This window comes from Streptomyces sp. DSM 116795 (assembly GCF_055792905.1).
On record NZ_CM147707.1, the window covers coordinates 3932577 to 3946427 of the forward strand.

General features: G+C 71.0%; 11 protein-coding genes. 2 read left to right on the forward strand and 9 right to left on the reverse strand.

Annotated features, from left to right (window positions below; translation table 11 throughout):
* Positions 1-37: 37 nt before the first annotated feature.
* The 8 genes from ACSMXX_RS17010 to ACSMXX_RS17045 form a co-directional block, all read right to left on the reverse strand.
* Positions 38-1717 carry a glycosyltransferase family 2 protein gene (locus tag ACSMXX_RS17010; protein ID WP_473179548.1) on the reverse strand — a complete coding sequence of 560 codons (1680 nt, stop codon included), beginning with the start codon at positions 1715-1717 and terminating at the stop codon, positions 38-40.
* Between the two features lie 176 nt (positions 1718-1893).
* Positions 1894-2787 (reverse strand): FkbM family methyltransferase, encoded by an 894-nt coding sequence (locus ACSMXX_RS17015; RefSeq protein WP_473179549.1) that lies wholly within the window; start codon positions 2785-2787, stop codon positions 1894-1896.
* 116 nt (positions 2788-2903) lie between these two features.
* A complete protein-coding gene (locus ACSMXX_RS17020) occupies positions 2904-3965 on the reverse strand; it encodes an ABC transporter substrate-binding protein (protein WP_473179550.1) in 1062 nt (353 codons plus the stop codon).
* Between the two features lie 38 nt (positions 3966-4003).
* Positions 4004-4798, reverse strand: coding sequence for an ABC transporter ATP-binding protein (locus tag ACSMXX_RS17025; protein WP_473179551.1), 795 nt, complete (start codon positions 4796-4798; stop codon positions 4004-4006).
* A gap of 1 nt (position 4799) precedes the next feature.
* The gene (locus ACSMXX_RS17030; protein WP_473179552.1) at positions 4800-5891 is read right to left on the reverse strand and encodes a FecCD family ABC transporter permease; all 1092 of its coding nucleotides are present in this window, start codon (positions 5889-5891) and stop codon (positions 4800-4802) included.
* Positions 5888-7255 carry an MFS transporter gene (locus tag ACSMXX_RS17035; protein WP_473179553.1) on the reverse strand — a complete coding sequence of 456 codons (1368 nt, stop codon included), beginning with the start codon at positions 7253-7255 and terminating at the stop codon, positions 5888-5890. The genes ACSMXX_RS17030 and ACSMXX_RS17035 overlap by 4 nt, the downstream gene beginning before the upstream one ends.
* Positions 7252-8211 (reverse strand): Rossmann-like domain-containing protein, encoded by a 960-nt coding sequence (locus ACSMXX_RS17040; protein WP_473179554.1) that lies wholly within the window; start codon positions 8209-8211, stop codon positions 7252-7254. Before ACSMXX_RS17040 ends, ACSMXX_RS17035 begins: the two co-directional genes overlap by 4 nt.
* 103 nt (positions 8212-8314) lie before the next feature.
* Positions 8315-9304, reverse strand: a complete 990-nt coding sequence (locus ACSMXX_RS17045) for a pyridoxal-phosphate dependent enzyme (RefSeq protein ID WP_473184819.1) — start codon at positions 9302-9304, stop codon at positions 8315-8317.
* Positions 9305-9496: 192 nt separating this feature from the next.
* Here ACSMXX_RS17045 and ACSMXX_RS17050 point away from each other — a divergent pair, with 192 nt between their 5' ends.
* Complete coding sequence (locus tag ACSMXX_RS17050; RefSeq protein WP_473179555.1) at positions 9497-10531, forward strand: GHMP family kinase ATP-binding protein; 1035 nt, start codon at positions 9497-9499, stop codon at positions 10529-10531.
* A gap of 666 nt (positions 10532-11197) precedes the next feature.
* Here ACSMXX_RS17050 and ACSMXX_RS17055 read toward each other — a convergent pair.
* Positions 11198-12355, reverse strand: coding sequence for a citrate synthase/methylcitrate synthase (locus ACSMXX_RS17055; protein WP_473179556.1), 1158 nt, complete (start codon positions 12353-12355; stop codon positions 11198-11200).
* A gap of 142 nt (positions 12356-12497) precedes the next feature.
* Between ACSMXX_RS17055 and ACSMXX_RS17060 the strand changes: the two genes are divergently transcribed.
* A complete protein-coding gene (locus ACSMXX_RS17060) occupies positions 12498-13766 on the forward strand; it encodes a citrate/2-methylcitrate synthase (RefSeq protein ID WP_473179557.1) in 1269 nt (422 codons plus the stop codon).
* Positions 13767-13851: the final 85 nt, after the last annotated feature.

Genomic DNA, 13851 nt, shown 5'->3' on the forward strand with positions numbered 1-13851 from the left:
TGACGCGTCGGCGTACGCCGACGCCGACGCCGACGCGTCAGCGGCTGACGGCCGGGCGCAGGACCGGTGCCGCCGGCCGGCGCCGCGAAGACTGCGGCTGCGCGTCCGCCCCCGCCTCCGCCGGTACGTCGATGGAGCAGCCGCGCAGTCGCCGGGCGATGCGCCAGCCGCCGCAGCCCAATTGGAGCTGGAGGTCCCAGGTGCCCGGGGCCAGCGGCCGGCCGTTGTCGGCCGAGGAGGGGTCGACCGTGAACTCGGTCTCGAACTCCAGGGCGCACAGGTCCGGTTCGCCGTGGCCGCCGCCCGGCAGACGGGACGTCAGCCGGTCCGGCAGCCGCATCCGGCGAGCCGCCTTCGCCACGATCTCCGCCGCAGTACCGTCCTCCCGCAGCGGCACCTCGACGACGCTGTGGGTCAGCGGCACGCTCAGCGTCGTCCCGCCTTCGCGGTGGCGGAGCAGGCCTCGGACGTTGCTGCGCCGCACCGCCCTGGTGAAGTCGGCTGCCTCCGCGGCCTCGCGCACGGCGGCCACGCCCCTCGACAGCAGCAGCCGGTAGCGGTCAAGGGCGCGGGAGAACGGGAGCGGAAGCACGCGGGCGCCGTTCTCCTCCGTGCGGACCAGCCGGGTGCCGCACCTGACGGTGAGCCGTCCGTCCTTCCATCCGGTCGAGCGGACGACGGGCCGGTGGTCGACGCCCGCCTCGAACTCCGCGTGTTCCTCGAGCAGTTCACTCTCGCCCCGCCGGGCGAGGGCCCCGACGATCCGCAGCCGGGTCGGCAGCGACGCGTCGGTTTCCGGCGGCAGGTCACGGGCCAGGGCACTGACGGCCTCGAACCATTCGGCCCTGCGCCGGGGGGACTGCCCGAGCAGGAGCTCTCCGCTGATCCGGGCGAGGGCCTTCTTGCCGTACCAGTTCGCGGTCAGACGGCGGCGGTGCCGGCCGGGCGCGACGTACGTGTCCGGCGCGTCCAGGATCGCGAGCACCTTGCGGACGCTGTCGATGTACGGGCCCGGCTCGATCGACCCGTAGCTGATGTTGTGGTCCTCGCCCCGGTGCCGCACCCAGTGGTAGCAGGTGTAGTCGTGCACCGTGGCCACCCGGCCGGTCAGCAGGTAGGCACGCAAGGTGAACATGTGGTCTTCGAGCCGCACCCGGCCCTCTTCGAAGCGCAGTTCGTTCTCCTGCAGGAAGCTGCGCCGGAAGAGCTTGTGCACGGTCATCGAGGCCAGCAGCGCGGTGTCCGAGCGCAGGTCGGCTGCCGCGATCGGCTTCTCGAACAGGGCCCGCGGCGCACGCCGTCCGTGGCCGGCCATCCGGCCGATGACGATGTCGGCTCCGGTTTCCTGCGCCCGCGCGTACGTGCGTTCCAGGGCCTCGGGAGCGAGCCAGTCGTCGTCGTCGACGAAGTGGACGAACTCGCCACGGGCGGCGTCCATGCCGATGTTGCGCGGCCTGCCGGGCCAGCCGGAGTTCGCGGTGCGGATCACGCGGACCGCCGATTCGGCTCCCTGGCGCGCGACTTCGGACTCCAGCAGCGCGACCGTGTCGTCCGTGGAGCCGTCGTCGACGTAGATGATCTCGAAGTCGGTACGCGGCATGGTCTGCGCGAGGAAGGAGTGCAATCCGGTCAGGATCGTCTCGCCGGTGTTGTGGGTGGGAACGACGACGCTCACCTTGACCGGCGTCTGGCTGACCGTGGGCGGCGTGACAGGCACAGCTACCTTTCGGGTGGATTACGGCTCATTTGCATGCCTACCCGTACGTTCTGAAGTGAAAGTAAACGACGTCCGACAGTCCGGAACGGGCAGTGTGAAGCGCCTTTCACGCCGCGCACCGCCCGCGTTCCACGCCCCCCACGGAAGACGGCGGCAGCCGTTACCTGTGCGGGCCGTTACTTGTGCGGGCCGTCGGCGGGCACGGAAGCCGCCCGCGCCATTACGCAGTCGAACTCGACGACCCGCCCTGTGGCCGCCTCGCGCGTGACCGGGTACATGCCGGTGATCTCGAAGCCAGCGTCCTGGTAGGCGGTGATGGCCTCGGTCATGTGCGGGCTGCCCTCGTACAGCCGCAGTGCGGCGACCTCCGACTGCATCCCGACGTACTCGTCCATCCGCTTGCCGGCGCCGGCGAAGACCTCCATGTCGAAGCCCTGTGTGTCCATCTTCAGGTACGGGCGCGGGTCCGCGATCCCTTCCAGGGCCTCGTCCATGACCTCGTCCAGCCGCCTGACCTGCACCTGCGTGGTGGTGCTGGTGTCCGCGAACCGCTTGTAGCGCTGCTGTCCGTACGCGCTCGGTTCGAGCAGCGAGTTCATGGTCTTCCAGCCAAGGTGCATGGTCTCGACCGATTCGCTGCGTCCCAGTGCGCAGGGGTAGACCAGCCAGTCCCGGTCGCGTTCGGCGGCCTTGCGCAGCTTGGCCAGGGCGTCCGGGACGGGTTCGAAGGAGACGATCCTGCCGCGGTAGCCGGACTCGCGCAGCTGCTTGCCGTACTGACCCTTGTTGGCGCCGACGTCGAATACGCAGTTCACTTCGTAGTTGACCAGGAAGTCGGCCACGTGCCGAGTGCAGAGGCTGCTTGCGGCGGCCTTGTGCAGGCCCCATCCGTCCCGGGGGGCGCGGCTGCTCCTGGAGAGCTTGCCGGCAACCAGCCACGCGTCCGAACTCAGCTTCGTCGCGGTGTAGCCGCCTCGCCGTGAGATCACGGCGGCGCCCGGGCCGAGATCGAGTACCTGAACTCCCAGCCGGGACGCTGCGCCGAGCACCTTCCTGAACATTGTTGTCATATAGTCGAGGCTAGGCGTGCGCCTTGCCTTCCTGTCAAACGGAAGGTCCGGCCGCCGTCGGTCCGGCGGTCCGGCCTTCCGCGCCGGCCGTCCCGCCGTCCCGTCGTCCGAGCCGCTCAGCGTTCCAGCGAGCGCAGATACTTCCCGAACCTCTCCAGGCCGTCGACGTTGCGCGGCCCGCTGATGCCCTCGTTGTAGTCGAGTACGAAGAAGTTGTTCTTCTCGACGGCGGGCAGGTCGCGGGTGTGGGGTGAGGTCTTGAGGAAGTCGATCTTCTCCTTGGCGGGCTTGTCGCCGTAGTCGAGGATGACGACGACTTCCGGGCCCGCCTTGGCGACGGCTTCCCAACCGGCCTGCGTCCACCGCTGGTCGAGGCCGTGGAAGATGTTGCGCCCGCCGGCCTTCTCGATGATCTCGTCGGGAGGTACCTGGTTTCCGGCGGTGGCGGGCCGGTCCGTGCCCGAGTCGTAGAGGAAGACGGGCGGGCGCTCTCCGCGGGGTGCCTTCGCCTCGACGGACTTCACGCGCTTCTTCAGGCCGCTGACGACGCGGTCGGCCCGCTTCTCGACCCTGAAGATCCTGCCGAGCCGTTCGAGATCCGTGTACAACCCGTCGAACGGGGCGGTCTTCTCCGGGTGCCCGGGATAGTTGAAGCAGCTCTCGGTGTGCATGAAGCTGTGCACCCCGAGCTTGTCGAGGATCTCCGGTGTGATGCCGCGCTCCTCGCTGAAGCCCGACTCCCAGCCCGCAACGACCAGATCGGCCTTGGCGTCGACGACGATCTCCTTGTTGAGCAGGTCGTCGCTGAGTTTCTTCACCTTCGCGTACTCGGACGCCCAAGGCGAGCCGCTCACCGGGGGGTTGGCGGGCGGCATCACATAGCCGTGCACATGCTCGGTGAGGCCCAGACTGAACAGCTTGTCGGCGCTGCCGCCTTCGTAGGCGACCGCCCGGCGCGGCACCGGGTACCGGACGCGCTCGCCGCATCTGTCGACCGTGACCTCGCCGGACTGTCCCGCTTTCCCGGACTCCCCCGGGCTCCCCGACTGCCCGGCGCCGTCGTCCACTTGGGCGCCGCATCCGCCGAGCAGCGACACCGCCAGCAGCGCGGATACGAGGCCGGCGCCCCGCCGGGTGGGGGAGGCGAGGGCCGTCTTCATCGTCTCGATCGTCTTCATGTCGTCATGCGCCTTTCAGTGGGAACTACAGCGGAATCTCAGGGGAGTTCAGGGGATTTCGAGGAAGCAGGAGTCAGCGAATAGAGCAGTTGCGGATCGCCCGTCAGCGGGTGTGAGACGACGGTTGCCTCGACTCCGAACACCTCGCGGGCCAGTTCCGCGGTGAGTACGTCCCAGGGCGTGCCCGTGGCCACCAGGCGTCCCCGGCTGAGCACGCCGATCCGGTCGCAGACGGCCGAGGCGAGGTTGAGGTCGTGCAGCACGACCAGGACGGTCAGCCCCCGCCCGCGCAGCAGCGACAGCAGCTCGACCTGGTGCCGTACGTCGAGGTGGTTGGTCGGCTCGTCGAGCACGAGGATCTCCGCCTCCTGCACGAGCGCGCGGGCCAGCAGTACGCGCTGACGTTCACCGCCCGAGAGCGTGAGCACTCCGCGCGTCGCGAGGTGGCCGATGCCGAGCTGGTCCATCACCCGCTCGCACAGGGCCAGTTCATGCGGACCGAGCCGCTGGTTGCCGCGCAGACGGGGTGTGCGACCGAGCGCGACGATCTCCTCGACCGTGAAGTCCAGGTCCACCGCGGTGTCCTGGCACACCGCGGCGACGGCCTGTGCGCCGCGCCGCCTCGTCAGTGCCCGCAGCTCGTCCTCGCCGATCCGTACGGTGCCGGACGTCGGCCGCAGTGCGCGGTACACACACCTCAACGCGGTCGATTTGCCACTGCCGTTGGGCCCGACGAGGCCGACGACCTTGCCGCTCTCCGCCTTCAGCGACAGGTCGCTCAGCAGGCTCGCGCCGTCGGTCACCACCGAGAGCCCGTCCAGGGTCAGGTCCATCTCAACGGCCTCCGAACATGTAGGCCTTGCGGCGCATCAGGACGATGAACACCGGAACCCCGATGAGCGCCGTGATGACGCCCAGGGGCAGTTCGCGCGGTGCCACCAGCGTCCGGGCCGCCAGATCGACCCAGACCATGAATACGGCTCCCACCAGCGCCGTCAGCGCGATCACACGGGCGTGCGCCGCTCCGGCGACCATCCGAACCAGGTGCGGAACGACGAGTCCCACGAAGCTGATGGCACCGCTGACGGCGACCATCACCCCCGTCATCAGCGAGACGATCAACAGCAGCCGGGCGCGGTGCCGGTCGGCGCTGATCCCGAGGCTCGCGGCGGTCTCGTCGCCGAGTGCCAGGACGTCCAGGACGCGGCCGTACCGCCAGAGCGCGGCGAGCCCCAGCAGCACCACGGCGGCGAGGACCGGGAGCGCGCCCCAGCTCGCCGCGCCGAAGCCGCCCATCGTCCAGTGCAGGATCATGCCGGTCGCCTCGCTGCCCGGTACGGCGTAGACGATCACGCTCATCAGTGCCTGGAAGCCGAACGACAGCGCCACGCCCGTCAGTACGAGCCGCAGCGGTGACAGCGCGCCCCTGTGCCAGGAGGCGGCGTACACCAGCAGCGACGCCGCGAGCGCGCCGGCGAACGCGCCCGCGGACACCGCGTGAACGCCCAGTGCGGCCAGCCCTCCGGTGACGGTCACGCCCACGGCTCCGACCGATGCGCCCGAGGAGACGCCCAGCACGAAGGGGTCGGCCAGCGCGTTGCGCACCATCGCCTGCACGGCGACGCCGACCGCGCTGAGCCCCGCCCCCACCAGAGCCGCCAGCAGCACCCGCGGCGTGCGGATCTGCCAGAGGATCTGGTACGTGCTGACCTCGTACGCCTCGATGCGACCGCCGCTGACGCCCGCCCACAGCAGGCGCGCGGTCTCTCCCGGGAAGATCGGCGCGGGCCCGAGGCCGACCGCCACGACGACGGAGGCGACGAGTACGACGACGAGGCCGGCGCACGCCGCGGCGAGGCCCCCGCGCGAGGTGAGGCGGCGGCGCGAGGTGAGGTGGCAGCGCGAGCTGAGGCGGCGGCGCGTCACAGCGGCCGACGGCTCACCGTGAGGGCGGCCGCAAGGGCGACCGCCGTGAGCACGCCGAAGACCGAGGCCGTGCCCGGGTAGCCGGCCAGTCCCAGCCCCGCGCCGCCGAGTCCCGCCCCCGCGAAGACGCCGAAACTCATGCCCGCGGCGTTGATGCTCAGGGCGGAACCGCGCAGATTCCCGCAGCGGCGTACGAGGAGGCTGACGACGCAGGCCGCCACGACGGCGTGGCTGGCGGCGTGAAGTGCCGTCAGCACGAGGGCGGCCGGCAGCCAGTGCGTGAAGTAGAAGCCCACGACCGACAGCAGGGCCGCGAGCAGCCCGGCGACCAGCAGGCGCTCGGTGGAGATGCGCGGTTCGGCGGCGTTGGTGATCCGCCCGGTGAGGAGGTTGCTCACGAAGAACGCCGCACCGCTCAGTGTCCACACGAACGAGAAGGGCCCGGGGGCGAGTTGGAACCGCTCGTCGTAGAAGGCCGCCAGATAGGCGAGATAGCCCATGAAGACGGCGGTACGCAGGAGCGAGATGCTCAGCAGCGGTATGACGCCGCGTACTGCGGCCAGAGCCCTGAACGACTCGAGATATCCCGGGAGTTGCCCGCTCCCGGCCTCCTCGGTCTCCTCGTCCTGCCGTGCTTCCTCGGCCTGACGTGCCGCCTGCCCTGCGTGCCCGTCCTGCCCGGCCTTCTCGTTCCGCCGTCGCGCCATGCCCCGCATGAGAAGGAAGGCGCCGAGCGCAGCCGCGACCGCCGTGACGGCGAGCAGGTCGCCCTGCCAGCCCCACAGCAGCGCGGGCAGTGCGATGAGCGGAGCGGCGAGCATCGCGGTCATCGACTGCGTCGCCGTGACGAGAGTGGCCGCACGGCCCGCCGCCCTCCCGGAGCCGAAGCGGTCGGCCGCCGCGGCGGTCAGCGCGGGGTTCAGTACGGACGTTCCCGCCCCGGTGAGGAGGCAGAACGCCGCCAGGAGTACGTAGTCGCCGCTCGCCCCCAGCGCGGTGGCGATCCCGAGCACCGCAAGCCCTCCGGCCGCTGCCCACTCCTTAGGTACGCGGTCGATCAGCGGGGCGAGCGCCGTTCCCGTCAGCAGCGCGGCGAGCCCGCCCAGTCCGCGCAGTCCGCCCATGGCGGCCATGCCGCTGCCCGCGTCCTGCGCGATGGGCACCAGATACGTACTGAAGACCGTGAACGGCAGCAGACCGACCACGGAGGCGAGCAGAACGGGCCACAGCGCGCGGGCCATTCGCAGATCGCCCGGCGGACTCCCGTCCGTCGTGGGGGAGTTCGGCGGTGTGGACGTGGATCCGCAACCGGCGTTCTCGCGGCCGGCAGGACCAGTGGCAGCTGCCTTCGCGTCGAAGCTCACAGATCCGCCCCTCGCGAAGGCACCGGCTCTCCGGTGCGGCGGCCGTGGCCGCTGCCGTGGCCGTGACTGTGGTCGTCGCGGTAGCGGTACAGCGGCGTCGGCTCCGCGCTGAACTGCGAGAACGGGAACGGCTCGGCGCACAGCGCGGTGACACCGGCGCCGAGGAACTCACGGGCCACGGCGCTGCCCGTCTGCGCGTAGACGATCAGCGGTACGCCCAGCTCGCGGCAGTGATCGAGGATGAGGTCGAAGGTGCCGTTGCCGATCGTCATGCCGGTGGCCACCACGGCCTGTGCTGCCGGCAGGACCTCGGTCATGTCGTCGGTGACCGGTTCGCCGTCGTCGGTCGTCCGCAGATTCAGGTCGCAGGGCAGCAGTACGCCGCCCCGCTCGCGTATCGCCACGGCGAGAGGCCCGACCACACCGATCAGCGCCACCTTCGCGCCGGGTCCGATGTCGAGGAGTGCGGCGATGGCCGCGTCACGCGCCCGCGCGCGCGTCTCCGGCGTACCGGCGGGCAGCACGACCCGCTCGGCGCCCGCCGCCTCCCCGTGCGGATTCGTACCGGCGAGGAACGCGTCCAGTGCGGCGGTACGGACCGGCGCGCTCTCGTGCCTGAGGAGCGCCTCCAGCGAACGGCCGGACGCCGATTCGCAGAAGCCGGGGGCGAGTTCACCCGCCTCGAAGGAGCAGGCTCCGAAGGCGAGTCCGGCACGGAGCAGCAGATAGTGGTTGTGGTAAGTGGTGTCGCCGCCGGCCAGCCGCGTCGTGTGGTGCAGCCAGAAGGCACTTGTGACGGTGGTTCCGGCCGGATCGCGTCCGTACGCGCCGGACAGTACGGCCTCGGTCAAGTCCGCCGTGGAGCACGGCCGTTGGTTTGGCCGTTGATGCGGCTGGTGGTGCCGCTGGTGGCGCGTCTCGTTGTGGATCTCGTTGTGAGTCTCGCTGTGCGTCATCTGGGGTTCTCTCGTGGTGAGTTCGGGTTCCGTCGGAGCACTGCTGACGGGCCGGTCAGTTCAAGCGCCGATCAGTTCAAGTGCCGTGCTGCTCACGTGCTGCTCACGTGCATTCGCGCCAGTCCGCGGTCGACCAGGGCTGTCCCAGCTGGTGCAGGCCGGTGATGCGGTGCGGCTCCAGGTCGTCGATGTCGCGGGCCTCGCGGTGTCCGGCGAAGGCGCTCTCGACGTACCGGTGACCGGTGTCGGCGGCGATGAAGACGTACGTGCGTGACTCGTCGCGGCGGCGTTCCCAGCGGGCGGTCAGATACGCCGCGCCGGCCGAGAGCCCGGCGAAGATCCCGCTGTCGCGCAGCAGAGCCACGGCCCCGGAGACGGCGTGGCCGAAGTTCACCCAGTGCAGACGGTCGTACAGGTGGTGCCGTACGTTCTCGAACTCGATGGCGCTGCCGATCCCGGCGATGATCATGTCCGGGTCCGGGACGTGTTCCGAGCCGAACGTGACGCTGCCGAAGGGCTGGACGCCGACCAGGGACACGTCCCTGCCGGCCCCGCGCAGATACGTGGCGAGGGCGCCGGTGGACGCACCCGAACCCACCCCTCCGACCAGGCAGAGCGGGCCGTCGGGCACCGCGTCCGCGATCGTTCGGGCCACGTTGCGGTAGCCGTGGTAGTGGATGTCGTCGTGGTACTGGCGCATCCAGTGGTACGAGGGGTTGGCCTCCAGGATCTCGGCGATCCGCCGCACGCGCAGTTCCTGGTCGAGGCGGAGATTCCTGGACGGCTCGACCTGTTCGAGCGTGGCGCCGAGAATCTCCAGCTGCACCAGGACCGTTCGGTCCACGGTGGTGGAACCCACGATGTGGCACTTCATCCCGTAGCGGTGGCACGCCAGCGCGAGAGCGTGCGCGTAGATCCCGCTGGAGCTGTCGACGAGGGTGTCCCCCGGTGCGACGACGCCCGACTCCAGAAGGTGCCGGACCGCTCCCAGAGCCGAGTAGACCTTCATCGACTCGAAGCGGAGACACACCAAGTCCGGGCGCAGGGATATCAGATCGGGTTCCTTGACTGCTTCTGCGATGTGCTCGTGCATCATCCGTTCCTTCCGCCTCCGGTGCGCCGAGCAGACACTATATGAAAATGATTGTCAACACGGATAGGCTTCACCTGTTGCCGCGGGGCCGGGCACACGCAGACCGGCGGGCAGGCACGCAGGCAGACGGATGGGCAGATGGACGGCCAGGCAGACGGACAGGTGTCGGATGACAAGGAGAGGCGGCGTGCCGTGACGCTGTATCAGGAGGCCGGGGGAGGCCGCCCCCCGCGGCCTCGTCCCGTATTTCAGGGCAAGGCCGGAGCGGGCACCGCCTTCGGAACCTTCGGCGAGTTGCTCCAGGGCCAACTGCCGGAAAAGGACGGCGACTTCCTCGTGACCCTGCCCGTCGCCCGCTGGGCCGGCGCCGTCTTCCGTACGGACCCTCACTCCACGGAGCTCGTGGTCAGCCCCAGTCACAAGACGAAGGCTCTGCGGCTGGTGCGCGTCATCGCCGAGGAGACGGGACGCCCTGTGAGTGGCGTCCTCACCATCAGCAGCGTGATCCCCGAGGGGAAGGGGCTCGCGAGCTCATCGGCGGACCTGGTCGCCACCGCCCGTGCGGTGGGCCGTGCGCTGGGCATCGCGATGCCGGCGTCCCGTATCGAGCGGTTCCTGGCGCGCATCGAACCCACCGACGGCGTTCTCTACCCGGGGATCGTCGCCTTCCACCACCGCGTCGTGCGGCTGCGTTCGGTGCTGGGCTCGCTGCCGGCCATGTCGGTGGTGGGGATCGACGAAGGCGGCGCCGTCGACACCCTCGACTTCAACCGCACGCCCAAGCCGTTCACGGCCTCCGAACGGCGCGAGTACGTACGTCTGTTGGACGGGCTCTCCGATGCCGTACGCACACGGGACGTCAGGGAAGCGGGCAGGATCGCGACGAGGAGCGCGCTGATGAACCAGTCGCTGCGGCACAAGTGGTCCCTGGAGCCCCTGCGTGAGATCTGCCGCGAAGTCGGCGGGCTGGGCGTGGTCGTGGGGCACAGCGGTACGACGGCGGGCGTGCTGCTGGAGAACTCCGGTTCTGACCACGCCGGCCGCGTCTCCGCGGCGGCGCAGGCCTGTACCGAACTGGCGGGCAACGTGACGGTCTACAGGACCCTCGGTTTCCCGAACGCTCCGCATGCTCAGCCCGTTCCGCGCCCGCACACGCCCCGTGACCCTGACCCGTACCCGGAGAGTCGGGGCGGCGTCCGGTGCGCTCTGTCCGGCCTCACTGCGTGAGTCTCCGCTCCGCCCGCCGGGTCCGGGCCGGCGGCGAGGCCGCGGCGCGGTCCCGCCTTATCGTGCGGGCGCCACCCGGCGCCTCCACCGAATGGCACGGTCTCGGAGTTGCACCGCTGCTCGCGGCGGCGGAAGGGCGCCGGAACAGGCACTTTCGGCGGTGGTGCGGCGAAATCGATCGTTCGGTTGAAGATCCATGCCCGCAGGTACCGGGAAATCCGGGCGGGTACCTCTTTCGAGTCCCTGACCCCTGGTTCGCCTGGGGGTCTGCCTACTGGAATCGAGGTGAAGGCCATGCTGGCGGACCTTGTCGGCACGCTGCTGGAACTGATCAGCGGGCTCATCGCCTAGGGCGTGTCCGCAAAGTAGCGTCGTCCGCCCGTTAGGGCGGGGGCTGCGGGGTCTGGTGCGTGCGATGGCAAGGCGGAGGTAGGAGAGCGCAGCGGGCTGCGCCGACGACCGACAACGCAGCAAGCGTGCGTGCCAGGCCGCGCGGTCCTGGGGGCACCTCCCAGACGGAGTCTGGGGGAGGGACGTTGCGGACACGCCCTAGGGCACGTCCCTGGTCGAGCTGGAGTCAACTGCGGGTGAAGGGGACGCTGTTGGCGCGACCCCTTCACCGGTTGACGGCCCTGCGGGCGGAGTCCGGGACGGACGGGCGGGGGTTCACGCCGCCGGCACCGGTACGGGCGGCACGGGTCCCGTGTAGCGGGCCGAGGGGCGGATGATCTTCGAATCCTCCGCCTGCTCAAGGATGTTGGCGCTCCAGCCCACCACGCGCGCCGCGCAGAACGTCGGCGTGAACATCGTGCGCGGCAGACCGCACAGCTCCATGACCACGCCCGCGTAGAACTCGACGTTGATGTGCAGCTCGCGGCCCGGCTTGAGTTCGGCCAGCACCGCCTCGACCCGCTCCTCGACCTGCGAGGCGAATTCGACCAGCGGTCCCCCGAGTTCCTCCGCGATGCCCTTCAGCATGCGCGAACGCGGGTCCTCGGTGCGGTAGACGGGGTGCCCGAAGCCCATGATCCGCTCGCCCGCACGTACGCGCTCGCGGATCCACGCGTCGATGCGGTCCGGTGTGCCGATGGCGTCCAGCGCGTCCAGCGCGCGGCTGGGGGAACCGCCGTGCAGCGGGCCGGAGAGCGCGCCGATCGCGCCCGCGAGGCACGCGGCGACGTCGGCTCCGGTCGAGGCGATCACGCGGCCGGTGAAGGTCGAGGCGTTGAAGCCGTGGTCGACGGTCGAGATCAGGTAGCGCTCTACGGCACGGGCCTCGCGCGGAGCGGGCTCCTCGCCGGTGAGCATGTAGAGGTAGTTGGCCGCGTACGGCAGGTCCTCGCGCGGTTCGACGGGCTCCAGCCCCCGGCCGAGCCGGTGCAGCGCGGTCAGCAGCGTCGGTACGAGCGCGCAGGCGGCGAGCGCGTCCTCGCGGCGCTCGGCCGGTGTGAGGTCGTAGACCGGACGCAGCCCGGCGGCCGCGCCCGCGAGGGAGAGCGCGGTGCGCAGCCCCGCCAGCGGGCCGGAAGCCGCCGTGGCCCGTGAGACGGCGGGGAGTGCCTCGCGCACCGGGCGGGGGAGCCGGCGCAGTGCGGCGGTGCGCTCGGCGAACTCCTTCTGGGCGGCGGGGCCGGGGAGTTCCCCGTGAAACATCAGATGCCAGACGTCCTCGAAGGTGCGGTGTCCGGCCAGCTCCACCGCCGAGTACTGCCGGTAGTGGTAGAAGCCCTCGCGCCCGCGCACGTCGCCGAGGGCGGTGTCCGTGACGACGACGCCGGACAGCCCGCGCGGTACCTCGATGCCCTGCTGCTCCATGGTTCGCATCTCCGTTCCCCGTGCCGTCACCCCTTACTTGATTCGACTGTCCATGCTTTACTAATCGCTGTCAATATTGATCAAATCAACATTCAGACTTCAGAACGTTCAGACCTTCAGTGCCTCAATGCAGGGGAGCGCGGGTGCCGGTGTGAGGGAGAACAGCGAACGCGACGACGGCGCGGGCGACGGCGGCCCGTCGGCCGAGCGGCCCCGGCTGAGCACCCGGCAGGCCGCCGAGCGCCTGGGCGTGAAGCCCGAGACGGTCTACGCGTACGTCAGCCGCGGTCTGCTGAGCAGCCGCCGCTCGGCCGCCGGGCGCGGCAGCACGTTCGACGCCGCCGAGGTCGACTCGCTCGCCGCCGCTGCTCGCAGGCCCGCAGCCGCGGCGCGCGAGGCCGCCCCCGACGCCATGTCCGTACGGACCGGGATCACGCTCATCGAGCCCGACGGCTGCTGGTTCCGCGGAGTCGACGCCCGTGAACTGGCCGCCGCCCGCGGCTTCGAGGAGGCGGCCGACTGGCTGTGGACGGGCCGCCTCGCCCCCGGGCTGCGTTTCACCGCCTCTCCCCCGCTGCTCGGCGCGGCCCGCGCGGCCGCAGACGCGCTGCCCGGGCACTGCGCGCCCACGGACCGGCTTCGTGCCGTGGTCGTGGCGGCGGCCGTCGCGGACCCGCTCCGCTTCGACCTCGCCGAGGACGCGGTGATCGCGCGGGCACGCGGACTGCTGCCCGTGCTGGTGGGCGCGCTGCCGCTGCGCAGTGACGACCCGGGGCCGGAGGCCGGACTCGTCCGCGGGCTGTGGCCGCGGCTGACGGATCGCCGCCCGTCGGAGGCGTTCGTCCGCACCCTCGAGCGGGCGATGATCCTGCTTCTCGATCACGACCTCGCGGCCTCGACACTCGCCGCCCGGGTCGCCGCCTCCGCGCGTGCGCACCCGTACGCGGTCGTCTCCGCGGCGCTCGGCGCTCTCGACGCCCCGCTGCACGGCGCCGCCGGGGCGGGTGCGCACCGTATGCTGGCCGAGGCGGTCGAACGGGGCGGCGCCGCCGCCGTCGTCGCAGACACCCTCCGGGCGGGGCGCCGCGTTCCGGGCCTCGGACACCGCGTCTATCCCGGCGAGGACCCGCGGGCCAGTGCCCTCTTCGGATGGCTGGAGGAGGTGCCGGAGTGCGCCCGCGCGCTGGAGGCCGCCCGCGGGATCGCGGCCACGGCCGGACGGCCCGCCAACATCGACCTGGCCCTTGCGGTGCTCACGCTCGGCGCCGGCATGGGCCCCGAGGCGAGCGAGGCCGTCTTCGCCGTGGCCCGTACGGCGGGCTGGATCGCCCACGCTCTGGAGGAGTACGGGGAGCGGCCGCTGCGGCTGCAGCCCAGCGGCCACTACACCGGGCCGAGGCCGCCCGTCGCCGTTCCCTAGGCAGCCGTCGCCGGCGCCCGAAGAGAGGCCGGGAGAATTTCCGCTTGCACCTCACGTCACGTGAGGGCTCATCGTGCTGTGCGTA